We start from the raw sequence: 26,605 nt of genomic DNA on the forward strand, positions 1-26,605 counted from the left end.
GATAAAAATGAATGAAAATAAACCAAAAGCATATCCTATTATTAATAAAAATAATTGTAAAGCATGTGGGAGATGTATACTTTACTGTAAAAAGAATTGTTTAGTTTTAAGTAAAGGTATTAATAATAAAGGATATCAATATGCAGAATATACTGGAGAAGGTTGTATAGGTTGTGGAGATTGTTATTATACTTGTCCAGAACCTTTAGCAATTGAAGTACGTATTCCAGTGCAAAAAAGAAATTATAAAGGTGAATAAAATATGAGTAGTCAAATGGTTAAAGGAAACACTGCAGTTATAGTTGGAGCATTATATGCTGGTTGTGATTGTTATTTTGGTTATCCAATTACCCCTGCAAGTGAAGTACTCCATGAAGCAAGTAAATATTTCCCAAAAGTTGGACGTACTTTTATACAAGCTGAAAGTGAAGAAGCAAGTATCAATATGATTTATGGAGGAGCATCTGCAGGACATAGAGTTATGACTGCATCTTCCGGACCTGGAGTAAGTCTTATGCAAGAAGGATTCACTTATCTTGCTGGAGCAGAATTACCAGCTGTGATTGTTGATGTTATGCGGGCAGGACCAGGATTAGGTAATATTGGACCTGAACAAGGAGATTATAATCAAGTTGTTAAAGGTGGAGGTCATGGGAATTATAAAAACATTGTTTTAGCACCAAATAGTGTTCAAGAAATGTGTGATTTAACAATGAAAGCATTTGAATTAGCAGATAAATACCGGAACCCCGTAGTTGTTCTTGCAGATGCAGTATTAGGACAAATGGCAGAACCATTACAATTCCCAGAAAGAGCTTATCATAAAAAACCTGATAATTCTTGGGCTGTGAGAGGAAACAAAGAAACAAAAGATAATCTTGTTACAAGTATTTTCTTAGACTTCGACCAATTAGAAGATTTTAATTATTACATACAAGATAAGTATGCAGACATTGAAAAAAATGAAGTTCAATATGAAGGATACAAATTAGATGATGCAAAAATAGTACTTGTTTCATATGGAACAAGTAGTCGTGTAGCAAGAACAGCTGTAGATATTGCAAGAAAAAAGGGTGTTAAAGTTGGATTATTACGTTTAATAACATTATTCCCTTTCCCTAAAGATAAAATTGCTGAACTTTCCGAAAAAGGATGCGACTTCATTAGTGTTGAAATGAGTAATGGTCAATTACGTGAAGATGTTAAAAGTGCAGCATATTGTAAAGATGTGAGTCTTGTGAATCGTATGGGTGGAAATCTTATAGAATTACAAGATATTTTAAATAGAATTTATGTTAACGCAGGTATTGATGAAGAATATAAATTACATTCTAAAGAAAGAAAATATTATATCGATTACACTCACGATGAAACATACAAAGATGAATTAGATAACGATGACATTCTAAGACATAGGGTAATAGATTAAAAAAAAAATAATTTAATGGAGTGTGTAAAAAGAATGAAAACTCAAGAGGAATATGAAGATATACCAGGTTACCCAGATTACCAAATGAAAGTTATAAAAAAACCTAAAAGTCTTAACGATGAATTCACACATAAAGGAAGCGACATAACAAACACTCATTATTGTGCAGGATGTGGACATGGAATACTTCATAAATTAATAGGTGAAGTAATGGATGAACTTGAAATTCAAGATCGCAGTGTGATGATTTCACCTGTAGGATGTGCAGTATTCGCTTATTATTATTTTAATTGTGGAAATGTGCAAACAGCACATGGACGAGCTCCAGAAGTAGGAACTGGAATAAGTCGTGCTGAAGAAAATAGTATTGTTATGAGTTATCAAGGTGATGGTGACCTAGCTAGTATTGGTTTAAATGAAACAATCCAAGCTGCAAATCGTGGAGAAAAAATTTCAGTATTTTTCGTAAACAATACTGTTTACGGAATGACTGGTGGACAAATGGCACCAACAACACTTATTGGTGAAAAAACTAAAACCTGTCAAGAAGGAAGAGATGCAAATTATACAGGTTATCCTATGCATATGTGCGAATTATTAGATAATTTAAAAGCACCTGTATTTATAGAAAGAGTATCACTTGCAACTCCATCTTTAATTAGAAAAGCAAAAATAGCTATACGTAAAGCATTACTTATTCAAAAAGAAGGAAAAGGATATGCCTTCGTAGAAGTATTATCACCTTGCCCTACTAATTTACGTCGTGATGCACAAGGAACAGAAGATTTCCTTATAAATGAAATGGCTAAAGAATTCCCAGTAAAAAGATTCCGGGATAATTATCATGATGTTGAACCTATTGAACGTAGAACTCCAGATTACAGTATTAAAAAATTAGATGAAGTTTTTGAAATTGATCGTTCTAATATGATAACATTAAAAGACGATGAAAACTTTGAAGATGTAACTATTAAATGTGCTGGTTTCGGTGGTCAAGGTGTTTTAAGTACTGGTTTGACTTTAGCTCAAGCTGCATGTGCTGAAGGTAATCATGTTAGTTGGTATCCAAGTTATGGTCCTGAACAAAGAGGAGGAACTAGTAATTGTAGTGTAACTATCAGTCCTCATACTATTGGAACACCTGTTGTTGAGGCTTGTGATTATCTTATTGCCTTAAATAAATCTGCTTTAATGAAATTTGCAGTTGATGTTAAAGATGATGGATATATTTTATATGATTCTCGTGCAGGGAATTATACTCATGAAGATTTGAATGCTAAAGAAAGTGTTCATTTAATTAGAATTCCTGCAAGAGAAATAGCTACTAAAATTGGTAATCCTAAAGCTATGAATACTGCTATTCTTGGAGCCATTATGGAAATTGGTGGTGAAGGAGAATTAATAGCACCTGAAGCTTATGAGAAAGGTATTGAAGAAAGTTTTGCTTCTAAACCTAAATTAATTGACATTAATGTTAAAGTTTTACATGCTGGTGCTAAATGGATGAGAGAAAATCCCAGTAGCAAATAAATAAAAGGAGAATATATTACTTTTATTTCTATTTTTTTATATTTTTTTATAATAATTTTTTTTATATTTTAATTGAGGTATTTTTTTATGACTTATAAAGAATTAAGTGAAAAATTCATTGATGATGCAGGTATTTCTATTGGAGATACTGTTTTTATTGAAAAAGATGATGTTTCATATGAAGGTATTATTTTAGATAGATCTAATGATGCTCTTGATGAATTTATTGTTATTAAATTAGATAGTGGATATAATATTGGAATTAATATTAAGGATGCGAAAATTAAACTAGTTGAAAAAGGGGAAAAACCTAAGATTGGATACGATGATGTTAAAATTGAACATGACCCTGAGAAGATGGATATTAGTATTATATCTACTGGTGGTACTGTTAGTAGTATAATTGATTATAAAACTGGTGCTGTTCATCCTGCTTTTACTGCAGGAGATTTACTTCGTGCAAACCCTGAATTATTAGATATTGCTAATTATGATGTGAAAGCTTTATATAATATTCTTAGTGAAAATATGCGTCCTGAGTATTGGGTGGAAGCTGCTGAATCTATTGCTGATGATATTAATAATGGTTGTGATGGTGTAGTTGTAGCTCATGGTACTGACACTATGCATTATACTAGTGCTGCTCTTAGTTTTATGATGGAAACTCCTGTTCCTATTGTAGTTACTGGTGCTCAAAGAAGTAGTGATCGTCCTAGTACTGATGCTTTTATTAATTTATTTAATAGTGTAGGTGCTGCAAAATCTGATATTGCTGAAGTCACTGTTTGTATGCATGATAGTTTAAATGATAATACTTGCAGTTTACATAAAGGTACAAAAGTTCGTAAGATGCATACTAGTCGTAGGGATACATTTAGAAGTATTGATTGTGAACCAATTGCAGAATTACAACATGGAAATATTATAAGTACTAATTTACCTTACACTAAACGTAACGAAAAGGAATTAAAACTTAACACTAATTTAGAACCTAAAACTGCACTTATTAAAAGTTTTCCTGGTATAACTAATGAATTAATTGATTATCATATTGATAAAGGTTTCAAAGGTTTACTTATTGAAGGTACTGGTTTAGGTCATGTTCCTGAAAATTTAATCCCATCTCTTAATCGTGCTTATGATGAAAACATTGCAATTGTTATGACTAGTCAATGTCTTTATGGTAGAGTTAATATGAATGTTTACAGTACTGGTCGTGAACTTATTAATGCTCACGTTATAAGTGGACAGGATATGACTCCTGAAACTGCTTATGTTAAATTATCATGGGCCCTTGGTCAGAGCGAGAATTTAAATGATGTTGAAAATATTATGACTACTAATATTGCAGGTGAATTAAGTCATAGTAGTTCTGTTAAATATTTTTTAAACTAAAAAAAAATAATGATTTAGGTGATTATTTATGAGTAGAGATTGGAAAAAATTAGGTCTTAAAATGGGATTAGAAGTTCATCAACAATTAGATACTGAAAGTAAACTTTTTTGCCCATGCCCAACAGAATTACGTGATGATAATTATGATGCAGAAATTAAAAGAATATTAAGACCAACTCAAAGTGAATTAGGACAAATTGATAGAGCAGCATATCAAGAATCAATGCAAAAACAAAGATTCAATTATGAATCATATAACACTCATACTTGTCTTGTGGAAACTGATGATGAACCTCCACATGATTTAAATAAAGAAGCATTAGATATTTCATTAACTATAGCTTCACTTTTAAACATGAAAGTTGTAGATGAATTTCATACTATGAGAAAACAAGTAATTGATGGAAGTAATACTAGTGGATTTCAAAGAACAGGATTACTTGCAACTGATGGATATCTTGACACTCCTTATGGTGAAGTTAAAATAGAAACTTTAGGTTTAGAAGAAGATGCTGCTAGAAGAGTTGACAGTGAAGGACCATATACTGAATTCCGTCTTGATAGGTTAGGAATTCCACTTGCAGAAATTACAACAGATCCTAGTGTTCATAATCCTGATGCAATGCAACATGTAGCTTATATGATCGGACAAGTTCTAAGAAGTACTAAAGTTAAAAGAGGACTTGGAACAATCAGACAGGATGTAAATATTAGTATTGCTGAAGGTGCACGTGTAGAAATTAAAGGTGTTCAAGACTTAGAATTAATGCCTGAAATAGTTGAACGAGAAGTAACACGCCAATTAAAGTTAATTGAAATACGTAATCAGTTAAAAGAAAGAAATGCTAAGGTAATTGATGAAATTTATGACATTGATGAAGTATTTAAGGATACTGGAAGTAAGATTTTAAAGAGTGCTAAAAGTATTAAAGCAATTATTCTTAAAGGATTTGATGGTCTTATTGGATTAGAAGTTCAACCAGGTAGAAGATTTGGAACTGAATTATCAGGTTATGCTAAAAAACGTGGTGTTCATGGATTATTCCATACTGATGAATTACCTGCTTATGGTATAAGTCAAGAAGAAGTGGATAAACTTAAAAGATACTTAAAAGTTGAACCTGAAGATGCGATTATTATTGTTGCCGAAAAACCTGAAGTAGCAACTAGTGCTCTAAAAGAAGTTATACGTAGAAGTAAAATGGCATTTGATGGTGTTGTTGAAGAAACACGTAAATGTTTAGAAGATGGAAACACTGAATATATGAGACCTCTTGCAACAGCTAATCGGATGTATTTAGAAACTGATATTCCATTATTCCAAATTAGTAAAGAACACATAAATAAAATTGCTAATAACTTACCTGAATTACCAGATGAGAAAAAGGTTAGAATCATTAAAGAATATAGTTTAAGTGAAGATTTAGCTAATCAATTAGTACGTACTCAAGAAGCTGATATGTTTGAAGAAATCTTAAAACAAGTGAAAGTTGAAAGTACTCCTGTAGCTAGTGTTCTTGCATATGATTTAAAAGAGTTACGTAGGGATAATCATAATATTAACAATATTACTTTTGATAAACTCGTTGACATGTTTAAATTATTAAAAGATAATAAAATTAGTAAAGATGCATTAAATAAACTTTTAATTAGTATTAGTGATAATCCAAGTAAAAATGTTGAAAAATTAGCTGAAGAGAATAACTTAACTTTATTAAGTGAAGATGATGTTCAAAAAATTATAGAAAATATTGTATCTGAAAATGAAACTATGATTAGTGAACGTCAAATGGGTGCTATGGGTCCTTTAATGGGTATGAGTATGAAACAGTTAAAGGGTAAAGCTGATGGAAGTATTGTGAATAAAATTGTCCGAGAAGAAATACAAAAAAGATTATAAAATTATATTATTAAGGAGATTTTGTTAGTATGGAAGAATATGAAATTATCATTATTGGAGCAGGTCCTGCTGGTTTAAGTGCTGGGATTTATGCTGGAAGACAGAATAGTAAAACTTTACTAATAGATAAAGGTTTAACTGGTGGATTAGGATTAGAGGTTCCTGCTATGGAAAATTATCCTGGTTATGAGCATATAAATGGTATGAAACTTATTGAACATACAAAGAATCAATGTGAACAATATTGTCAAATTAATGAAATGGAAAATATTGAAAGTATTAGTAAAGAAGAAGATGGAAGTTTCATTATTAATACTGATAAAGATTCTTACCATACACAAAATATTATTTTAGCTACTGGAAGTAAACATCGCCAATTAAATGTTCCAGGTGAAGAGGAATTTAAAGGTAGAGGTGTTTCTTATTGTGCTACTTGTGATGGAATGTTTTTTAAAAATCGTAAAGTTCTTGTTATAGGTGGAGGTAATAGTGCAGCTCAAGAGAGTATATTTTTAACTAATCTTGGATGTGATGTTCAGATAGTGCATCGGCGGGATGAATTAAGAGCTGAAAAATATTTAACAGATGTTTTAGATAAAAAAGGAATTAATGTAATCTGGAATGCAGTTGTTAAAGAAATTAAAGGCAGTCAAACTGTAGAAAGTGTGATTCTTGAAAAAACTGATGGTAGTATAATTGATGTTGAAACTGATGCATTATTTGTTGCTATTGGAGATCTTCCTCAAAATGAGTTAGCTATTAGTTTAGGTGTTAAATTAGATGATGCTGGTTATATTATAACAGATAAACAACAAAAAACTAATGTGGATCATATTTATGCTGCTGGTGATATTACTGGTGGTATTAAACAATGGGTTGTTGCTTGTGGTGAAGGTGCAGTTGCTAGTAGTATTGCCTTTAATGAAAGAGATTTATAAAAAAAAGGGTTTGGATGGGAGTTTTAGTTAATACTCATCTGTGAAGTATACATAGATAAAATATGCTATTAATAATATAACTATTATTGGTAGTAACCACATGAATACTTTAAATATTATTACTGCAATTAAGATTGCAATTATTATTAATATTAATTGTTCTAATTCCATAAGCTAATTTAACATATTTATAGTATATAAATTTAATTAAGTATAAAAATTATAAATAATTATTATATTAAAAAATTTTTTTTTTACAGGTTATTTAAATGAAACAAATTATTATTATTAACAATAAAGGCCAATATAATCATAGAATTCAAAGAAGTTTATCTTATCTCGATATTCCTTCAGAATTAGTTCCAAATTCATTAAGTATTGATGAAATTTTAGAAAAAGAACCAATGGGTTTAATTATTGGGGGCGGTCCTTCTGCAGAAGGTGCTGGTAATACTGTAGAGTATATTAAGAATATTGATGTTCCTATATTAGGTATTTGTTTAGGTCATCAATTAATAGCTAAGGCTTTTAATGGTGAAGTTACTAGTAGTGAAACTGAAAGTTATGCTCAAGTTACTATTGATATTCTTAATGATGATGATCTTTTTAAAGGTTTAGCTCCAAATATGGATGTTTGGAGTAGTCATAAAGATGAAATTTTGAAATTACCTGAAGATTTTAAAATTATAGCTAATAGTGATTTGTGTGATATTGAAGCTATTAAACATGAAAATAAAGATATTTATGGTATTCAGTTCCATCCAGAAGTTCACACTACACCATTAGGTGATGAAATTTTTATGAATTTTTATAAAATTTGTAAGGATAAATTATAAAAACGATTTATTTTTATATTTTATCCATATTAACTATTTTTTTTTAATTTATTTTTTTTAAGGTAATGAGAAAATTTTAAAAAGAACTTAATTTATTTTTTTTTAGTCTTTGTATCCACAGCAGTTTTTCTTGTCGTGGGGGGTATTAGGGTTTGCATGGTCTGGTGCTGGTTTTCCACAGGTTAATGGTCCTTGTCCTCGTGCAGATCCACAGCATCCTCCTCTCATTTTATTATGATTTAAGATTGCTTCTACATCTAAGTCTTTTACTTCTTCTATTAATTGAATTTCTTCACTGTGACATTTTGGGCAAACTTTATGTTCTCCGTTTAGGGTTATCCAAGTAAATCCGCAATTTTTACATGTGTATTTTAAATTTTTTTCCATTTTAATGAATCTCCAAATTTTTTTTTATAGTAGATTTTGATTTTTTATTTTTTTTTACTACTAAGTATTATGAATATATATTCATAACCCTTTATAAAGATATTGGAAAAAATAATCTTAATAAAAAAAAATTACAAGCAAAAAAAGATAATCAAAAAAACTAATACTACTCCTAAAAAATAAAATTAATAAAATATAATTTAATTTTAAATCTTAGAAAACTATAATTAAAATAAATAATATAAATAAAAACCATATTTATAGATTTATAAAAAAAATTTTAGGAGATAAAAAATGATAGATAATTCTGAAGATTTAAAAAATAAAGCATTAGACAATAAAGTTGGAATCCGTAAAGAATACGTTAATATCATAGTTGGAGATGAAGAACAAAGTTTCAAAATCGCAGGTATCGGACAAAAAGCTGTAAAACTTGAAAAATACATTAAATATGATGATATCATGGAAGCTGTTGAAAGTGGACATGAAGACGGATTAGAAGCAATAATTAAAAAAATCATTGAAGATTATGAACCACCAGCTGAAGAAGAATAAAAAATTCAGGTTAAAATCATGTTTAAACCAGAAAAATTTATCCCAAATGCAATAAAACAAGTAAAAGATGAAATAGGTGATGAAAAAGCTATAATTGCATTATCTGGTGGAGTAGATAGTAGTGTTTGCTCAGTACTTGTTAAAGAAGCAATTGGGGATAATTTAACAGCTGTTTTTGTAGATCATGGATTATTACGTGAAGGTGAAGCAGAACAAGTTTGTAATATTTTTGAAGACCGATTAAACTTCAAATATGTTGATGCCTCAGAAGAATACCTTAAAGAATTAGAAGGTGTAAATGATCCTGAAGAAAAACGTAAAATTATTGGAAGAGTTTTTATAGAAATATTTGAACGAGAAGCTAAAAAGATTGATGCAAAATTTTTAGTACAAGGCACAATTGCACCTGACTGGATTGAATCAGAAGGTAAAATTAAATCCCATCATAACTTAGCATTACCTAGTGGAATGGTTTTAAAAGTTGTTGAACCAATCCGAGAATTATATAAAGATGAAGTTCGATTAATAGGTGATGAACTAGGTTTACCTGAAGAATTAGTTCAAAGACAACCCTTCCCAGGTCCAGGTCTCGCAGTTAGAGTCATCGGACCCTTAACTAAAGAAAATTTAAGAATTTGTAGAAAAGCTGACGCTATTGTTCGTGAAGAAATTAAAGCTTCAGGTGTAGATAAAGATTTATGGCAATACTTTGCAGTTTTAACAGATACTAAAGTTACAGGTGTGAAAGGAGATCAAAGAGATTTCGGTTATTTAGTAGTTTTAAGATTAATTAGCAGTATTGATGCTATGACTGCATATGTTCCAGAATTACCATGGAGTGTTATACGGAAAATTAGTCAAAGAATCACATCAGAAGTGCCTGAAGTCACACATGTTGCTTTAAGTATTAGTGATAAACCTCCAAGCACTATTGAATTTGAATAAAAATTTAATTAGAATATGTCAAATGAAGAAACAAAAAAATGTGAATATTGTGGGAGAGAAATACCCATAAAAGCCCAAAAATGTAGATACTGTTATAATTGGGTTAGTGATGAAGCTATATCAAGAAACCATATTCCAAATAGTTACAACACTAAAGAAAACATCCATCCCATAAATCACATTAATAATGAAAATTTTATGTATAAAAATAGGGAAAATTTCTTAAATTCTAATAAACAAGAGTTTAAGGAAAAAGGTCATATTACGTACAATCATGCTTTTCCTATTAGACGTTTATTCCTTTTAATGATTACTACATTTGGATTATATTCTATTTATTGGTTTTATAATAATAGTAAAATCTTAAAAGAAAATTATGGTAAAAATATTAGTGTAGGTGTACGTACCTTTATTTTTACTTTTATTCCTATTGGTAATTGGATAGTATTTTACTATTTACTTAATGATTGGGAAGATTTAATAGAATCTAGAGGAATTGAATCATTTTCTTCACCTGCTAATTTGTTAATTTATATTTGTATACCCTTTTTAGGTTTATGGAGTATTATTAACATTCAAGAATCTATGAATGATTTTTGGAGAATAGAAGATTTAAATCTTAGAACAAAAAGAAGTTTTACAAACACTGAAATAATTGTTATGATAATTTTTAGTATAATTTGGATTTTACTAATCTTTTTTATCTTAACACTAATAGTATTCATTTAAAAAAAAAAATTTATTTTATTTAATTTGATTTTTATGTCAAAAACAACAAAAAATGCTTACCTTGAAAAGTTAACTAAAGATCTTCAGATGAAATCTGTTAAGGTAGGTAAAGATCTTGAAGGTAGTACTCCTCCTAGTGTTTTTATTGGTAGATGGAGTTATCCTAAAGTATATGCTGGACCAATGATGGTTAATGAAAAAGGAGATACTAGTATTGTGGATTCTCCAGAATCATGGTTACCTGAACATAAAACTCAAGATGAAATTATCAATTACCGTCTTAATTTAGTAAGAGGTAAGCAATTAATCAGTATTAAGGATTTAGATAATCCTTTTGTTGAGAAGTTGCAGGATATTTCTTTAGCTAGTAAATCTATTGATAGTGAAGCTACTTTTGGTAAAATTCCTCATGGTAGTGTTTTAAGTGAGGATAGTACCCCTCATGGTCCTAGTGCTGTGATTGAAAAGTTTGATATTGATGCTGTTAAATGGGATCATCAATTAGAGAAATCTTATTATGATACTGATTTAAAAGCTGCTGAAGCTGTTATGGGTTTGCATGATAAAGATGTTCCGTTTAGTAATATGCAAAAAGCTTTTAGTGTTGGTGCTTTTGGTATTGGTAAAAGTCGTAAGTTAGTTCCTACTCGTTGGAGTATTACTGCTTGTGATACTACTTTAGCAGATGGTTTACTTAAATCTGTTAGGAATTATCCTATTATTGATTCTTATCGTGTTTATGAATATTATAGTTTAAAGAATAAGTATATTATTATTTTATTACCTGTTGAATGGCAGTATGAATGGACTGAAGCTTTTATTAAAATTCTTGGTCAAGAGGAAATGATTTTTAGTGATTATGAATTAAATGGTGGTAAAAAGGAATATTCTTCTGTTGGTGGTTGTTATTATACTGCTAAATATGCTGTACTTGATGAATTAGCTCGTGAAAAGAAACAAGCTGGTTTAATTATTTTACGTGAAGCTTATAATGGTTATGTTCCTTTAGGTGTTTTTAATGTTAGAGAAAATATTAAATTTGCTATGCAAGAACCTTATAAAGAGTTTGAAGATTTAAAATCTTGCCTACATTATGCTAGTACTCAACTTAAAATTCCTATTAGTAAGTATGTTAAGGTTAGTACTTTATTAAATGAGTTACTTCATTCTCATCAAACTACTTTGGATAATTTTTTTAAGAAAAGTCCAAAATATCAATGAAAATAATTATTAAATGGATAAATGTTATTATGAAATTAAAGTTAGCATATAAAAAACCAAGTAAAATTACTCAAATAAATATGTCTTCTTCTTGTATTGGGTTAAATAATGGGGAAGATTATAATCAAAAAGCATGTGATAAAATTAAAAAGTTTACTAAACATGATAGTTGTAAACTTGTTAATAGTGGGAATAGTGCTATTTTTATTGCTATGAATAATGTTAAAGGTGACATTATCATTCCAGATCAAGGGGCTTGGCATGGTTTTAAACAAATTGCTAAGTTTTTAGGTAAAAATTTAGTTACTGTTAAAACCTATTATGGTTTGGTTAAAACTGATTTTTTAGATGAAATTCTTGATGATATTAGTGAGGGTTCTGCTTTATTTTTAACTAGTTTGGCTGCTTATACTGCTGAGCAAGATATGAAGAGTATTAGTAAATATTGTAGGGATAATGGTATTTTACTTGTTGAGGATGTATCTGGAAGTATTGGTGATACTCATGAACATTTATGTAATGGTTTTTATTCAGATGTAATTGTTGGTTCTACTGGTGAGCCTAAAATTGTTAATGTAGGTAATGGTGGATTTATAAGTACTAGTATTCCTAATTTTTTTAAGGATTCTAATATTCTTTTAAAAAGTTTTAAATGTGATAAGATTACTTGTGTTGGTATTTATAATGAGTTAAATTTTGCTAAGTCTAATTTTGTTAATACTGTTAATGCATGTAATATTTTAAAAAAAGGTATTAATAATGTAATGCATCCGGATAAAAGAGGTATTAATGTTATTTTCCGGAATGATAATGCTAAGGAACTTAGTTGGAAACTTAGAGATTCATTTGATGTTGAAGGTAGAGGCATTATTACTCGTTGCCCTAATTATAATCGTTTAAAAATTAAGGGAATTGCTTTGGAAGTTAAAAATTTAGATGTTAAATGTTTAACTAAAAATAATCTTAAGAGTATTATAGATATTATTAATAATATTAATGAATAAAATTTTTTTTATTGATCTACAACTAATTTTGAAGATCTGTCAATTAATATGCTTGTGATGTCCATGATCTTTAATTCTTTTTCTGAAATATCATAAATCTTTAATAATTTATCAATTTCTGGTGATAAAACATTATCATCTCGTGTGAACATATCATTTAATTGATCAATGAAATAATCTGGACAGTTTATTAAAATGATGCATATATTCATTTTTCCTTCATGTAAACCTAACATTTTAAAAGCTTTACTAATCTGTCTTTGACCACTAGTACGTAGGAGAATTTCAACACCTAAATCCTTAGCCAAATTCTCATCACGATTAAAAGCATTGAAAGATTGAATAATACCATGTTCAATATGCTTTAAACCAGCAATACCATCCGCATTTAAAAGTTGAACAATAGTACCATCACAACAATTATCACGTAAACTATCAACATTATCTAAAGTTTCACTAACACTACTAACATTAGCAGTATAACCTAAAATTTCAATATTTTTATCATTAAACATTTTTATTCATCTTGTTTCTTCTTAATTTCTAATAAACGATTAACTCCAATAATATAAGCTTCCACACTAGCATTAATAATATCAGGTTGAGTACTACGTGCAGATATTACATTATTACCTAAACGTAATTTAACAATTACATCAATTAAAGCATCAGCTCCACCAGTGATAGCATCTACATGATACTCTTCTAATTCAACATCAGCAAACTCTTTAACACCCTTATTCACAGCATTAATTGCAGCATCAACTGGTCCAACACCAATACCTGCTTCAAGTATCATTTGATTTTCTAAACCTAATTTAACAGAAGCTGTAGGAGTAACCCTATTACCACTTACAATGGTTACTTCTTGTAAATCAACTTTAGTATCTTCAGCAATATCCATAACATAATCTGAAATAGCTTGAATATCTGCATCAGTTACAATTTTACCTTTATCTGCTAAATTTTTAACTAAATCAAAAATTTTAGATAACTCTTTATTAGTAGTGTATATTCCTAATTGTTCTAAACGATTTTGTAAACCTTTACTTCCCACATGTTTACCAAGAACAAATCTTCTATGATTACCCACTAATTCAGGATTAAAAGGTTCATAAGTATGAGAATTTTTCAACATACCATCAGAATGTATACCTGACTCGTGTGAAAAAGCATTCTCACCAACTATAGCTTTATTAGGTTCCAAATAAGCTCCAGTTAACCGTGACACCATTTTACTTGCAGAATATAATTGATTTAAATTAATATTAGTTGAATAATTATCATATAACTGATTTAAAGAAACTACAACTTCTTCAAGTGAAGCATTACCTGCTCGCTCACCAATACCATTTACAGTTACATGAAATTCACTTGCACCTCCACGTATTCCAGCTAAAGTATTAGCAGTAGATAATCCAAAATCATTATGACAATGAACATCAACAGGGACTCCTAAGCTTGATAATTCTTTATAAAAATTTAGTGATTTTTCAGGAGTTAACATACTAACAGTATCACAAGGACAAATACGACAAGCACCAGCACTTATAGTTTGTTTAAAAACCTCCTTTAAAAAATTCATATCACTACGAGTTGAATCCTCAGCAGATAATAATATTTTTAAACCATGACTTTTAGCATATTCAGTTACATTCACTGCTTGATTTAAAACTTCTCCAGGTGATTTTTTTAATTTATATTCCATATGAATAGGACTAGTAGGAACAACTAAATTAACCATACTAACATCACAATCAAGACAATAATCTACATCCTCTTTTAAAATTCTTGCAAAACTTGCAATTTCTGCATTTAAATTTTCATGAGCAATATCTTGTATAGCTTCTCTTTCCCCTTTACTAGTGATAGCTGAACCCGCTTCAATAATATCTACACCTAATTCATCTAATCTTAAAGCAATAGCTAACTTTTCTGTTGGTGTTAATGAAATCCCAGGAGTTTGTTCACCATCTCTTAAAGTTGTATCATATACTTTGAGTTTCATTATTTAATATCTCCTTTAATATTTGATTTATATTTTTATTATTACAGATATTATTCTTGTTAAACTTCTATGCATTTTAATTTCATAATGTTCTAAAATTTTAAATCCTTTTTCATTCATTATTGGATTAATATCAATATAATGAGGTGTTGCTAAAACAATTAAACCATCTTTTTTAAGATTACCTTCTAGTGAATCTAAAAATTCTTCTAATATTATAGTTGTACTTACACCACCTGTAGTTGTACTTATACCATAAGGTGGATCTGTCACTACCACATCAGCAGGTTCTAACATTTTTAATTGTTTAAAATCTATTTTATAAGTTTTATAATCTTTAATACCTACAAAGTCCAAGTTTAAAGCTGATCCATTTTTCATCTTCCAATTTATATCAGAACCTACAAGTTTAGCACCAATTAAACCTGCTTCAATTAACATGCCCCCAGTTCCACAAAAAGGATCCAATAATAATTCACCCTCTTTAATTCGACTTAAATTAACCATACACCGTGCAAGTTTAGGACTCATACCTCCAGGGTGAAAAAATGGTCTTTTATGAGGTTTAGAATCTTCAAAATGTTTCTTATTTAATTTATATTTTTCCACACATAAAAAAACAGTATCTTCAAAAACCACAACACGAATATAAGAATCAGAACCTACTAATTTAACTTTAATATTAGGAGTATTATCTAAAATATAGCCTCCAATATTTCGTTCGTATTTGACTGTATCTATATCACTATTAAATCTTTTAACTCGTACAACAAAATTATTCTTAATAAATTCACTCCAATCAATGTTTAAAACTGATTTTTCTAAATTTTCAAGAGTAGTTGTTTCAATTAATTGGTGCACTTCATGAGTATAAGCTAAACGATCTGTTAATCTTTTATAACTATGATTAAAAGTTTCTAAATCTAAATTTTCTAGTAAAGTTAAACCAGGTGTTAACTGATTTATATTTGCTTCTATATTTTCTGCATCCATTACAGCTTTTAATTCTGCAAGTGGTAATTTTTCATGTTCTTGAGATTGGATTAAAAGTAGATTCATCAAAAATTTCACATTCCTTAAATATTATTATAATTTTTATTTATTCTATTATATTATAGTATCACTTCTTAATTACTAATTAAATGAAAAAATTTTAAATTTAACATTAAACATATTATATATTATGATTGAAAGTTCAATTTATGATAATTATAAAATAGATTTTAGTGATAACTTTGAAACTAATGATGAATCTTATTATTTCATCTATAATACTAACCGTGAATTATATTTAAACGAAAATCTAAATGTTCCCCAATATAAAGATGAATTAAGTGATTTTTGTATTAATTTTTTATTATATATTGGTACTTTTAAAGACAAACCCTGTTTCGTTGTTAATGTAGATAATAATACTAATACAAATTTTTATTCTCTTTTAGAAATTTATAATATGAATCCCATTTTATATCAGATGGCTGGAAGAGGAGTATTAATAAATGATTGGTACAATTCTTACAAGTATTGTGGCCATTGTGGATGTAAAACTGTACTTGATGAAAAAGATATGATGATGAAATGTCCTTCATGTGGGCAAGTTCATTATACTAGAATTGCTCCAGCTATAATAGTTGCTATAAATAATAATGGGAAACTTTTAATGGCTAAACACAGTTACCATAAAAATATTAATTATGCATTGATTGCAGGTTTTGTAGAAGCTGGTGAATCCATCGAAGAAGCTGTGCATAGAGAAGTTTTAGAAGAAGTTGGTATTAAAATTAAAAATTTAAAATATATGAGAAGCCAATCTTGGCCATTTCCTAATTCATTAATGTTAGGTTTTACAGCTGATTATGAATCTGGTGAAATTAAAGTTGATCACGATGAAATTTTAAAAGCTAAATGGTTTAATGTTAAAGATATTGAATTACCACCATATGATATTAGTATTTCTTCATGGTTAATGGAAGATTTTATTAAAAAAAGTGAAAATTAATATTTTATTTTAATCCCATATTTTTTTAATATTATGACTTATAATTGAAGGAAACATTGTAAATAAATATCCTTTTTTAATAAATTCCTTAACTAAAATAGATTGCTCATCCATATCCCCATATGTACTAATAAGTTCTTCTCCACCTTTTAATTTTAATTGTTTAAAGAAATAATCTAAGTTATCATCAGATAATAAGTTTAAAGTTTTTTGTACTTTTAATTGATAATTTAATTCCTTATTATAATTTTTTTTAAAGGTTTTCTCATAATCTCTTAAATATTTGATATTATCCTCTTTAATTGCATGATTTATTGCTTTTTCTGCAATTTCAGTAGATTGAAAACCTAATATTAATCCCCCACCAGAGGTAGGTTTGACCTGTGATGCTGCATCCCCAATTAAGAGTACTCTGTCTTTAACTAATACTTTGTTTTTATCATATATTGGTATTTTACCATAATATTTCTCTATAATTTCCATATTTTTATACTTTGGATGGTTTTTAATGAAGTTTTCTAAGATACCAATTTCTTCTCCACAAGTATGGTTACTGAATAATCCAATACGATAAATATTTTCATATGTTGGAATTGCCCAAATGAATCCTGGAAATATTTGGTTTTTAACATATAATTCAACAAAATCTTTTTCCGGAATCTTATCTTCAGATTTTAATAAGAACTGTGATCCATTAAAATATTTTTGCTTATTTTTTAATTCTTTTGATATTATTGAATTAGAACCATCTGCCCCAATAATAATTTTACTTTTTATTTGACCCTTCTCTGAGGTGATTACTCCATCTTTTGTGTTAACCCCTATTACTTTAAATGGGTTAATTACTTTTACACCATTTTCTTTAGCCCTATTTAATAAGTATTGATCATAGGCAACTCGATCAATTATATATGCTTCATTTTCTTTTTTAGAAACTGATAAATCATAATTTGGACTGTGTAAGTGTGCTCCTTTAACTTGATTTAAAATTAATTCTTCAGGCAAATTGTTAAATTTTAATATTTTTTTACTTACAATTCCTGCACATTGTAAAGGTAATCCTATATTTTTCTTTTTATCTACAATAGCTATTTGTAAATCTTTATTTTTAGCTAATTTATATGCTAAAGTAGAACCTATAGGCCCTCCACCTACTATTGTTACATCATAATCAAAGGTCATAGTTTTTTTAAACTTCCATTTATATTTATTTTTAGAATTAGTATAGAATTAAAAGAATAAATTATATAATTAATATATTATTTATTATATATTAATTTTTAAGTTTTAAGAAAAAAAGTTAAGTTTCAATGTATCTATTTAATTTTAATATTCTCTTAAAAGTAAATATTTATTTATTAAATTTATAATTAAAGTATTGAACATTTTGTAATATTACTATTTGCTGGAATTTAGCATCCAGTATTTTTTCAATGTGTGCTGTAGCTTTATGATGATTTTCAGGTATATTTTCACTAAAAGTTGTTATAATTGATATGTTTTCCCCATCAGGTAATATTTCATAATCAAATGAAAGGATTTCAGGAAAATTTTTTAAATAATTTATTAATTCATCTTCCTTTTCTTTTGGTAATTTTTTCATTTAAACCCCTTTTTTAAATCCATAAAATAGTTTTTAATAGTATATAGGTTTGTTATAATATAAAAATTTTATGTAAAAAATAGATTAATAAAGCTTTTATGTTAAATTAAAAGATAGTGTATAAACGAATGATTTTAATAAATTTTAAAAAATTAGATTTTTTAATTTTAAACCATTTAAATAGATTTTTTAGAGGAAAAAATTTGTTTTATTTTTTTCTATCCTCTAAAAAAATATTACTTAAATGACTTATTGTTAAATTTTAATAAATAATTTAACAATGAATTTTTTTTTATATAAAATTCATTGAACTTATTCTTTTCCTACAATTACTTCTGTAGATTTAATAATTGCAGCTAAGTCATCGCCTTCTTTTATGTTTAATTTTTCTGCAGATTCTTTTGTGATAACTGCAGTTATTGTTGTAGGGTCTGTAACGTTAATTTTAATACTTGCCATTACTTGACCTTTTTCAACAGATTCGACTTTACCTTTTAAAATATTTCTTGCGCTTATTTCCATTTGATTCATCTCCAAATAACTAGATATAAATTTATGAACTTTAAATGTTCTATAATAACTAATTATAAACAATAGTATTTAAATGTATCCTTTTATCGATAATAAAGAGTTTCACAACGATTTAATTTTATACTTCATAACGATTTTTTATTTATAAGCACTTAAAAATTAAAAGCATCAAATATAAGAACAAATAAAAACAAAAAAACATTTATGAGTAACATAGAATTTGAAAGCATAGGAGAAATACATACACCCTTTAAAAAACTTGAAGGAATGCCAATCCAACCCATAGGAGCACAAGGAGTAAAAGGAGAAATACATATAAAACAAAAGTATCTAGATGGCCTAAAAGATATTAAACACTTTTCACACTTAAACTTAATATACCATTTACATAAAGTAAAAAACTATGAATTAGAAGTTAAACCATTCCTAGATACTAAAACACATGGAATATTCGCAACAAGATCCCCAAAAAGACCTAATCCTATAGGATTATCAGTAGTCCAATTAGACAAAGTAAAAAACAACATTTTATATGTATCCAATGTAGACATATTAGACAAAACACCAATAATAGACATAAAACCATATGTTCCACAATTATATCAAGATACAATAGAAAATCTTAAAATTGGTTGGTTTGAAACTAAAAAAGACCAAGCAAAAACAACTAAAGCAGACTCAAGATTTATAGACTAAAAAAAATAATAATAAGGTGTATTGGTAAAATGTCAAATAAAAAATTTATCAGAGACAGCATACACGGAAACTTACCTATCACACAATACGAAACAGAATTAATAGATTATCCTCAAATACAAAGACTTAGAAGATTAAAACAATTAGGATTCATCTCATTAATTTATCCTGGAGCAAATCATTCCAGATTTGAACACAGCATAGGAACAATGCATTTAGCATCACAATTAGCAGATCAATTAGAATTAACAAATGAAGATAAAGAATTAGTGAGAGTAGCAGGATTACTCCACGATACAGGTCACGGACCATTCTCTCATGTATCTGAAACAGTGCTTGAAGCTCCTCATGAAAAAATAACTGAATATGTAATAAAAAATACTGAAATTAGTGACAAACTAAAAGAAAAATTCAGTTTACAAGATATAACAGACATAATCCATGGAAAAGGAAAATTAGGACCCATAATTAGTGGGGAATTAGATGTTGATAGGATGGATTATTTAATGCGAGACTCATATTATGTAGGAGTACAATACGGAGTAATTGACACACAAAGATTAATAAGTAATTTAAAATTAGAAAAATATTTATTATTAGATATAAAAGGAATTCAAGCTGCAGAATCACTATTAGTTGCAAGATATTTCATGTATCCCAGTGTATACCAACATCACACAACACGTATATTAAATTCTATGTTCAGAAGAGGTATTCAATATTTAATAAAGGATTATGGTTTAAAACCAAAAGAAATGTATAAATACGATGATTCTGACTTAATATGTTTATTCAGAAACAGTGACGGGTATGCTAAAGAAACAATAAATAGATTAGACAATAGACAATTATTAAAAACAGCATATAAAATTGATGTTAAAGAATTCACACAACCAGAAAAAATATTTAAAATCAAAAAAGATGAAATTAATAAAGCTGAAGAAGAAATAAGTGAAGATTATGGTATAAAACGTGACAATGTAATTATTAACATTGCAGATTATCCTCATTTTGATGAAATGAAAACTCAAGTTTCTTTAAACGATAAATTATATCATTTAAATGAAATAAGTAGCATAGTAGGAGCATTATCTGATGCCAGATTTAACTTCCCAGATATAAGTATTTATGTTCCTAAAGAAGATCGTGACAAATTAGAAAAATTTAAAATAGAACATTACTTAAATTTACCAGAACGGAAAAATAGATTCGAAACAATGACATTCGATCAAACAGTATTTGAATAAAAAAAAATTATAAATTGGTGATCCTTTTGATAATAGTAGCATTAACTGGAGCTAGTGGAACAATTTATGGAATAAAATTATTAAAAGCTTTAAAAGATTTAAACATAAAAACCGGACTTTTAATTAGTGATCCTGCAAAAATTGTAATCCACCATGAAACAAATTTTAAATTAGAAGATATAAAAAAATTAGCATCAAAATATTATGAAACAAATGATATAAGTTCAGAAATTAATAGTGGATCATGCAGATTTGAATCCTTAGTCATAGTGCCTTGTAGTATGAAAACATTATCTAGTATAGCAAATGGTTATGCTGATAATAGTATAAGCCGTGTTGCTGATGTTGCTTTAAAAGAACATAGAAAAACTATAATTGTTCCAAGAGAAACACCATTAAGAAGTATTCATTTAGAAAATATGTTAAAAATTTCTAAAGAAGGAGGAATAATTTTACCTGCAATGCCTGCTTATTATAATAAACCAGAAACATTAAAAGATAATGAAAATTTCATAGTAGGGAAAATTTTAGACTCATTGCAAATTGATAATAATTTATATAAACGATGGAATCCAACAAAATAAAAAAAAAGAGATGATTAGGTTTTATGTTAAATGATGATGAATTTATAAAAACTTGTGATGTGCCTGGACCAACTAAAGAGGAGATTAGGGCAATATTATTATATAAATCTAATGTTTGTCATGAAGATATTGTAGTGGATATTGGTTGTGGAACAGGAGGATTAAGTGTAGAATTTAGTTTAAAAGCAGAAAAAGTTTATTCTATAGATAAAAATCCTGAAGCTATAAATATTTGTAAAAAAAATTTAGAAAAACTTGGAAATTTAGATAAAGTAAGTTTTATTGAAAATGATGGTGTGAATGCACTTAAAAATATAAATACTTTTGATATTGCATTAATAGGTGGTAGTGGAAGAGATTTAGAACCTATTTTAGATTTAGTGGATAGTAAGTTAAACCATGAAGGTAGAATTTTAATTCCATGTATCCTCGTTGATACAAAAGTTGATGCTGTTAATAAACTTAAAAGTTTAGGTTATAATCCTAAAATTGTTGAAGTTAATGTAAGTAAAGGTAGAGTTATAGATCGTGGTATAATGATGATTGCACGAAACCCTATTGCTATTGTTTATGCAAAAAAAAGATAAATATTATTTTTTTAATAAATTATTTTAATTTTTATGGAGTTGAGTTTGTTTATGGTTAAGAGGAAAATTAGTTGGAAATTAAAATTTGCTATTGTGCTGATTATTGCAACTATACTAATATATACTGGTAATTTTTATATTTTCCATGATAGTGAAGAAATTTTTTCATATGTTATGATGCATTTAGGATTTATTCCTATAGATATTTTAATTGTTGCTTTAGTAATTGATGATATTTTAGCTCGTAAAGAAAGAGAAGTTATTCTTGAAAAACTTGATATGTTATTAAGTGTGTTTTTTAGTGAAATTGGGGATAATCTTTTAAGTAATTTTACTAAAATTAATCAAGATAAAAATATTATATATAAATATTTAAAGGATATTGAAAATTGGGAAGATTCTGATTTTGAAAGTGCTATGGATGCTATTAAAAGTAAAGGTGTTAAGTTCACACCTGAAATATCAGTTAAAGATCAAGGTGTATTTTTAAATGAAATTCAAACATTACTTGTTGATAAAAGAAATTTTATTGTTAATTTATTAGAAAATCCAAATTTAATGGAAAAGGATAATTTTTCTGAATTGCTTTTAGCTACCTTACATTTAGATGAGGAGTTAAAACATAGAAATGATTTAAATGATTTAACTACTACTGATTTTAATCATTTAATTGGTGATATGAATCGGATTTATACTAATTTAATGTATGAATATGTTTATTATATGTTATATTTAAAGCATAATTATCCTTATATGATTAGTATTGCTTTACGTACTAATCCTTTTGATATGGATGCAGATATTCATGTTAAAGAATGAATATTTTTTATGATTTTTTTAAGTGATTATATATGAAATGTTTAAGTTGTGTAATTCTATGTGGAGGAATGAGTCGTAGAATGGGTCAAGATAAAGGTTCTATGATTATTAACGAGAAACCTATGATAATTCATATACTTGATGTGCTAAACTATGAAATTGATGATGTTATTATAGTTTTAAATGATGAAAGTAGAGTTAGAAAATATGAAAAAATTATAACTCACTACCAAAATGAAAACAAAAAATATCAATTCCATATCACATACCTTACTGATGAAATCAAAAATAAAGGACCATTATCAGGAATCATGACAGGGTTAAAAAAAATAAAAAATTCATACGCATTAATATTACCCTGTGACTCACCATATATTCAAAAAAAATTCATACAAGTAATGAAAGAAAAATTAAACAAAAACCCAAATGTAGATGCAATTATACCTAAACATTTAAAAAATGATGTAAAATCAAATATTGAACCGTTACATAGTATTTATAATAAAGGGCAAGAATTTTTGATTAATGAATTAATAGAAAATAATAAATTAAAAGTTAATGATTTTATAAAACATTTAAAAATAGAATATGTGTTAATTGATAATGAGAATATATGTGAAATTAACTTCAAAAATTTGAATAGTAAAGAAGATTTATAAAAAAATACAATAGCCTAGCTAAAATATATAATAAATAATAATTAATTATTACTAATTTTATTTTTATTTTTCTATTTTAACAGAACGTGGATTTCTTCCCATTTCTAAAAAAAACTTATTAACTTTCTCAATCATTAAAGAATAACTTTTTTTACTAATAGTAAAATCTTTAATATTAGCATAAGCTGGCATTTCACCTGTTCGCTTATTGGTTTCCATAATATTATCAACCATTTCTCGGTATTCTTGTAAAGTTAATGAATCCATTTAATCACCAAATTTATAAAAGAACTTAATACATTAATTTTAAGATAATTATAGTAATATTGTTTTTATTATATAAATCATTCTATTTAATCCTAAAATTAAAAAAGAGAGTATAATTTAAATTAAAAAAATAAGAATATTAAAAAAATAAAATGAAATTTAATTATTCTAATAAAGGATAATTAGGACTTTCATTAGTAATTAAAAGATCATGAGGGTGAGATTCTTTAAGTCCACCAGCAGTAATTTGAACAAAACGTGCTTTTTCATGCATAGATTTAATATCTTTAGCACCACAATAACCCATACTAGCTTTTAATCCACCTATAAGTTGGAACATAACTTCTGAAACTTTACCTTTATAAGGAACTGCTCCTTCTACACCTTCAGGTACAAGTTTTGAATGTTTCATAGGACCTTTAACTTCTTGGAAATATCTATCAGCTCCACCACCAAATCCTCCAGTCATAGCACCCATAGAACCCATTCCACGATAAGTTTTATATTTTCGTCCATTCATCACTACAACATCACCAGGTGATTCATAAGTTCCAGCTAATAAATTACCCAACATTACAGCATCGGCACCAGCACCTATTGCTTTTGCTACATCTCCACTATATCTTAAACCACCATCACCAATAACTGGTATGCCTGAATCTTTAGCTACATCAGCAACTTGACTAATAGCAGTTATTTGAGGAACACCTACACCAGCAACAATTCGAGTAGTACACATACTACCTGGACCAATACCAACTTTTAATGCATCCGCACCTTGAGCAATTAAATCTTCTGCAGCTTCGGCAGTTGCAATATTACCTACACATAATTCAGCATCAATATTATCTTTCATTGTTTCAACGAATTTAACAACATTCATATTATGTGCATGAGCACAATCTATACTGATAATATCTGCTCCAGCTTCATCTAATGCAATAGCCCTATCTAAATCGAATGGACCTGCAGCTGCTGCGACTAATAATTTCCCATGTTTATCTCTTGCAGCATTAGGATGGTTATCATGATTTAAAATATCGCGTATTGTGACTATACCAACTAATTTACCTTCACGTACAACAGGTAATCTTTCTACTTTATTTTCATATGCAATATCTAATGCTTCTTCAGGAGATATAGTTTCTTCAATAGTAACTACATCTGAAGTCATAATTTCATTTACTTTTTTATTAACACCTGAGCGAATCATTGGTTTTACATCACGTTTACTGATAATTCCAACAATTTTGTCATCTTCTATTACTGGTAGTCCACTTATAGATTCATTTTCCATTATATCTTGAACTGTGGTAATATCAGAGTCCGGAGTAATAGTTACTACATCACGTATAGTAATTTCTTCTGCAGATTTTACTTTTTTAACTTCTTCTACTTCCATTTCTGAAGTCATATTACGGTGTATTACACCAATTCCACCTTCTTGTGCTAATGCTATAGCTAATTCAGATTCTGAAACAGTGTCCATAGCAGCACTTAATACTGGAATGTTTAATTTGATTTTTTTTGATAATTGAATTTTAGTATTAACATTTTTTGCTTCTACCCAAGAAGCATTTGGTACTAAAAGAAAATCATCAAAAGTATATCCCTTTGGGGCATTATTTACTTTTTCTGAAAACATTTTTAACCTCTATAAGAAATGATTTAATATAATAATATAATAATAATTAATTTATTTATTCAAAAGATTGAACATAATCTTTTAATTCTTTAACAGCATTTCGATCTATGTGTCCGGTATTTCTATCTCCACCAACACAAGCTGCACCTCTTAAACCAACTACATCTGTTTTAACATCAAATAATGGTTTTAATTGGTCTTTTTTTACTGATCCTGCTAAAGCTACTTGTAGTCCATAACTATGTGTTTCATCCACAAATTTTTGACAATCATCTAAAGAAAAATAATCAAATAATGTATGTCCATCTTTTACTGCAGTATCTAACATCGCTAAATCTGCACCAGAATCTCTTGCAATTTTTGGAATTTCCCAAGGACTTACTGCACCTACACGATGTGCATCAGCATATCCAGATGCAACTACAATTGAATCAGGTTTTGTGTCTTTTACTGCTTTTACAACATTTTTCATTACTTCTAAACCTTCTTCATAATTCTTTGGACCATATAATCCTACTTTAATGTAATCTGCTCCTGAAACTAATGCTCCCATTGCTGCAAGTGATACTGTACCTGGTTTAAATGGAACATCACCTAAAGTTGCACTAACTAATAAATTTTCAGGTGTTAATTCTCTTATATCTTTTATTACCCATGGAAAATTAGCTCCTAAAGATCCTTCTTTAGGATTTTTAACATCAACTATGTCTGCTCCACCTTTAATTGCTTCTAGAGCTTCTTCATGATTTATTGGACTAATTAATAAACGCAATTTGTAGTTCCTCCTGATTATAATATAATATTAATGTATTATTAATATAATTATATTATTATAGTTAAATAAACTTAATAGTTTATTAAATTATTTATTACACTATAAAAATATTTTTAATGATTATTTTTAAGAAATAAATAATATAAAAATTATATTAGGTATTTATATATAATTATTATTATAAAAGGTTTTGTTTTTTATAATTCTTGAAATAGAAACTATAAAATTTATTAATTATTATTTAAAAGAATAAGTTAAAATAACTTTTTGTAAGAATAAGAATTTTTGTATAAAAAAAGGCTGGCAGCGAAATGAA

The 26,605-nt window shown here is 27.8% G+C and carries 30 protein-coding genes; 19 read left to right on the forward strand and 11 right to left on the reverse strand.

Annotated features, from left to right (window positions below; all coding sequences use genetic code 11):
- The first annotated feature begins 7 nt into the window (after nucleotides 1-7).
- The 6 genes from BP997_RS04165 (at nucleotide 8) to BP997_RS04190 (ending at nucleotide 7,192) form a co-directional block, all read left to right on the forward strand.
- The gene (locus BP997_RS04165) at nucleotides 8-259 is read left to right on the forward strand and encodes a 4Fe-4S dicluster domain-containing protein (RefSeq protein ID WP_413824214.1); all 252 of its coding nucleotides are present in this window, start codon (nucleotides 8-10) and stop codon (nucleotides 257-259) included.
- Between the two features lie 3 nt (nucleotides 260-262).
- Nucleotides 263-1,429, forward strand: a complete 1,167-nt coding sequence (locus tag BP997_RS04170) for a 3-methyl-2-oxobutanoate dehydrogenase subunit VorB (RefSeq protein WP_413824216.1) — start codon at nucleotides 263-265, stop codon at nucleotides 1,427-1,429.
- Nucleotides 1,430-1,462: 33 nt separating this feature from the next.
- Nucleotides 1,463-2,959, forward strand: coding sequence for a 2-oxoacid:acceptor oxidoreductase family protein (locus BP997_RS04175; protein WP_413824218.1), 1,497 nt, complete (start codon nucleotides 1,463-1,465; stop codon nucleotides 2,957-2,959).
- An 87-nt stretch (nucleotides 2,960-3,046) separates the two neighbouring features.
- A complete protein-coding gene (gene gatD, locus BP997_RS04180) occupies nucleotides 3,047-4,354 on the forward strand; it encodes a Glu-tRNA(Gln) amidotransferase subunit GatD (protein ID WP_413824221.1) in 1,308 nt (435 codons plus the stop codon).
- A 28-nt stretch (nucleotides 4,355-4,382) separates the two neighbouring features.
- Nucleotides 4,383-6,254, forward strand: a complete 1,872-nt coding sequence (gatE, locus tag BP997_RS04185; protein ID WP_413824224.1) for a Glu-tRNA(Gln) amidotransferase subunit GatE — start codon at nucleotides 4,383-4,385, stop codon at nucleotides 6,252-6,254.
- Between the two features lie 29 nt (nucleotides 6,255-6,283).
- The gene (locus tag BP997_RS04190) at nucleotides 6,284-7,192 is read left to right on the forward strand and encodes an NAD(P)/FAD-dependent oxidoreductase (protein WP_413824227.1); all 909 of its coding nucleotides are present in this window, start codon (nucleotides 6,284-6,286) and stop codon (nucleotides 7,190-7,192) included.
- Between the two features lie 27 nt (nucleotides 7,193-7,219).
- Here the strand turns inward: BP997_RS04190 and BP997_RS04195 are convergent, their stop codons facing one another.
- Nucleotides 7,220-7,363, reverse strand: a complete 144-nt coding sequence (locus BP997_RS04195; RefSeq protein ID WP_409197645.1) for a hypothetical protein — start codon at nucleotides 7,361-7,363, stop codon at nucleotides 7,220-7,222.
- Between the two features lie 98 nt (nucleotides 7,364-7,461).
- On the opposite strand from BP997_RS04195, the gene BP997_RS04200 reads away from it, so the two are divergent.
- Nucleotides 7,462-8,028, forward strand: coding sequence for a GMP synthase subunit A (locus BP997_RS04200; RefSeq protein WP_413828878.1), 567 nt, complete (start codon nucleotides 7,462-7,464; stop codon nucleotides 8,026-8,028).
- Between the two features lie 102 nt (nucleotides 8,029-8,130).
- Here the strand turns inward: BP997_RS04200 and BP997_RS04205 are convergent, their stop codons facing one another.
- Complete coding sequence (locus tag BP997_RS04205; protein WP_409197647.1) at nucleotides 8,131-8,415, reverse strand: DNA-binding protein; 285 nt, start codon at nucleotides 8,413-8,415, stop codon at nucleotides 8,131-8,133.
- 294 nt (nucleotides 8,416-8,709) lie between these two features.
- Here BP997_RS04205 and BP997_RS04210 point away from each other — a divergent pair, with 294 nt between their 5' ends.
- The 5 genes from BP997_RS04210 to BP997_RS04230 are packed head-to-tail and all read left to right on the forward strand — an operon-like array spanning nucleotide 8,710 to nucleotide 12,869.
- Nucleotides 8,710-8,970 carry a hypothetical protein gene (locus BP997_RS04210; RefSeq protein WP_413824232.1) on the forward strand — a complete coding sequence of 87 codons (261 nt, stop codon included), beginning with the start codon at nucleotides 8,710-8,712 and terminating at the stop codon, nucleotides 8,968-8,970.
- Between the two features lie 18 nt (nucleotides 8,971-8,988).
- Entirely contained in the window at nucleotides 8,989-9,915 is a 927-nt protein-coding gene (guaA, locus tag BP997_RS04215) for a glutamine-hydrolyzing GMP synthase (protein WP_413824234.1), read from the forward strand.
- 15 nt (nucleotides 9,916-9,930) lie between these two features.
- On the forward strand, nucleotides 9,931-10,644 hold the full coding sequence (locus tag BP997_RS04220; protein WP_413824236.1) for a hypothetical protein: 714 nt from the start codon (nucleotides 9,931-9,933) through the stop codon (nucleotides 10,642-10,644).
- Between the two features lie 33 nt (nucleotides 10,645-10,677).
- Nucleotides 10,678-11,865, forward strand: coding sequence for a hypothetical protein (locus BP997_RS04225; protein WP_409197651.1), 1,188 nt, complete (start codon nucleotides 10,678-10,680; stop codon nucleotides 11,863-11,865).
- 29 nt (nucleotides 11,866-11,894) lie between these two features.
- Nucleotides 11,895-12,869 carry a DegT/DnrJ/EryC1/StrS family aminotransferase gene (locus tag BP997_RS04230; RefSeq protein ID WP_413828216.1) on the forward strand — a complete coding sequence of 325 codons (975 nt, stop codon included), beginning with the start codon at nucleotides 11,895-11,897 and terminating at the stop codon, nucleotides 12,867-12,869.
- A gap of 8 nt (nucleotides 12,870-12,877) precedes the next feature.
- On the opposite strand, the gene cgi121 is transcribed toward BP997_RS04230, so the two are convergent.
- The 3 genes from cgi121 to BP997_RS04245 are packed head-to-tail and all read right to left on the reverse strand — an operon-like array spanning nucleotide 12,878 to nucleotide 15,936.
- Nucleotides 12,878-13,384 (reverse strand): KEOPS complex subunit Cgi121, encoded by a 507-nt coding sequence (gene cgi121, locus BP997_RS04235; protein ID WP_409197653.1) that lies wholly within the window; start codon nucleotides 13,382-13,384, stop codon nucleotides 12,878-12,880.
- Between the two features lie 2 nt (nucleotides 13,385-13,386).
- Nucleotides 13,387-14,877, reverse strand: a complete 1,491-nt coding sequence (locus BP997_RS04240; protein WP_413824240.1) for a (R)-citramalate synthase — start codon at nucleotides 14,875-14,877, stop codon at nucleotides 13,387-13,389.
- A 27-nt stretch (nucleotides 14,878-14,904) separates the two neighbouring features.
- Nucleotides 14,905-15,936 carry a TIGR01177 family methyltransferase gene (locus BP997_RS04245; protein WP_409199088.1) on the reverse strand — a complete coding sequence of 344 codons (1,032 nt, stop codon included), beginning with the start codon at nucleotides 15,934-15,936 and terminating at the stop codon, nucleotides 14,905-14,907.
- A gap of 124 nt (nucleotides 15,937-16,060) precedes the next feature.
- On the opposite strand from BP997_RS04245, the gene nudC reads away from it, so the two are divergent.
- Entirely contained in the window at nucleotides 16,061-16,876 is an 816-nt protein-coding gene (gene nudC / locus BP997_RS04250; protein ID WP_409197655.1) for an NAD(+) diphosphatase, read from the forward strand.
- Between the two features lie 9 nt (nucleotides 16,877-16,885).
- On the opposite strand, the gene BP997_RS04255 is transcribed toward nudC, so the two are convergent.
- From BP997_RS04255 to BP997_RS04265, 3 genes are all read right to left on the reverse strand, one after another.
- Complete coding sequence (locus BP997_RS04255; protein WP_413824242.1) at nucleotides 16,886-18,058, reverse strand: geranylgeranyl reductase family protein; 1,173 nt, start codon at nucleotides 18,056-18,058, stop codon at nucleotides 16,886-16,888.
- 169 nt (nucleotides 18,059-18,227) lie between these two features.
- Nucleotides 18,228-18,479 (reverse strand): hypothetical protein, encoded by a 252-nt coding sequence (locus BP997_RS04260; protein WP_409197657.1) that lies wholly within the window; start codon nucleotides 18,477-18,479, stop codon nucleotides 18,228-18,230.
- A 312-nt stretch (nucleotides 18,480-18,791) separates the two neighbouring features.
- On the reverse strand, nucleotides 18,792-19,001 hold the full coding sequence (locus tag BP997_RS04265) for a TOBE domain-containing protein (RefSeq protein ID WP_409197658.1): 210 nt from the start codon (nucleotides 18,999-19,001) through the stop codon (nucleotides 18,792-18,794).
- A gap of 213 nt (nucleotides 19,002-19,214) precedes the next feature.
- Here BP997_RS04265 and tsaA point away from each other — a divergent pair, with 213 nt between their 5' ends.
- Genes tsaA through BP997_RS04295 form a run of 6 tightly spaced genes read left to right on the forward strand, consistent with a single transcriptional unit; the run spans nucleotide 19,215 to nucleotide 23,602 of the window.
- The gene (tsaA, locus tag BP997_RS04270) at nucleotides 19,215-19,706 is read left to right on the forward strand and encodes a tRNA (N6-threonylcarbamoyladenosine(37)-N6)-methyltransferase TrmO (protein ID WP_409197659.1); all 492 of its coding nucleotides are present in this window, start codon (nucleotides 19,215-19,217) and stop codon (nucleotides 19,704-19,706) included.
- A 29-nt stretch (nucleotides 19,707-19,735) separates the two neighbouring features.
- Complete coding sequence (locus BP997_RS04275; protein WP_409197660.1) at nucleotides 19,736-20,953, forward strand: HD domain-containing protein; 1,218 nt, start codon at nucleotides 19,736-19,738, stop codon at nucleotides 20,951-20,953.
- A gap of 26 nt (nucleotides 20,954-20,979) precedes the next feature.
- Nucleotides 20,980-21,537, forward strand: coding sequence for a UbiX family flavin prenyltransferase (locus tag BP997_RS04280; protein WP_409197661.1), 558 nt, complete (start codon nucleotides 20,980-20,982; stop codon nucleotides 21,535-21,537).
- Between the two features lie 23 nt (nucleotides 21,538-21,560).
- The gene (gene cbiT, locus BP997_RS04285) at nucleotides 21,561-22,124 is read left to right on the forward strand and encodes a precorrin-6Y C5,15-methyltransferase (decarboxylating) subunit CbiT (RefSeq protein WP_409197662.1); all 564 of its coding nucleotides are present in this window, start codon (nucleotides 21,561-21,563) and stop codon (nucleotides 22,122-22,124) included.
- Nucleotides 22,125-22,175: 51 nt separating this feature from the next.
- Complete coding sequence (locus tag BP997_RS04290) at nucleotides 22,176-22,943, forward strand: hypothetical protein (protein ID WP_413828880.1); 768 nt, start codon at nucleotides 22,176-22,178, stop codon at nucleotides 22,941-22,943.
- Nucleotides 22,944-22,975: 32 nt separating this feature from the next.
- Nucleotides 22,976-23,602: a molybdenum cofactor guanylyltransferase gene (locus BP997_RS04295; RefSeq protein ID WP_409197664.1), complete on the forward strand. Its 627-nt coding sequence runs from the start codon at nucleotides 22,976-22,978 to the stop codon at nucleotides 23,600-23,602.
- A 63-nt stretch (nucleotides 23,603-23,665) separates the two neighbouring features.
- Here BP997_RS04295 and BP997_RS04300 read toward each other — a convergent pair whose 3' ends face one another.
- The 3 genes from BP997_RS04300 to BP997_RS04310 form a co-directional block, all read right to left on the reverse strand.
- The gene (locus tag BP997_RS04300) at nucleotides 23,666-23,869 is read right to left on the reverse strand and encodes a pseudomurein-binding protein (RefSeq protein WP_409197665.1); all 204 of its coding nucleotides are present in this window, start codon (nucleotides 23,867-23,869) and stop codon (nucleotides 23,666-23,668) included.
- Between the two features lie 163 nt (nucleotides 23,870-24,032).
- Nucleotides 24,033-25,514, reverse strand: a complete 1,482-nt coding sequence (guaB, locus tag BP997_RS04305) for an IMP dehydrogenase (RefSeq protein ID WP_409197666.1) — start codon at nucleotides 25,512-25,514, stop codon at nucleotides 24,033-24,035.
- Between the two features lie 55 nt (nucleotides 25,515-25,569).
- Nucleotides 25,570-26,286 carry a (5-formylfuran-3-yl)methyl phosphate synthase gene (locus tag BP997_RS04310; protein WP_409197667.1) on the reverse strand — a complete coding sequence of 239 codons (717 nt, stop codon included), beginning with the start codon at nucleotides 26,284-26,286 and terminating at the stop codon, nucleotides 25,570-25,572.
- Between the last annotated feature and the right edge of the window lie 319 nt (nucleotides 26,287-26,605).

The organism is Methanobrevibacter sp. UBA412, assembly GCA_002495685.1.
Lineage (GTDB): Archaea > Methanobacteriota > Methanobacteria > Methanobacteriales > Methanobacteriaceae > Methanobrevibacter_A > Methanobrevibacter_A acididurans.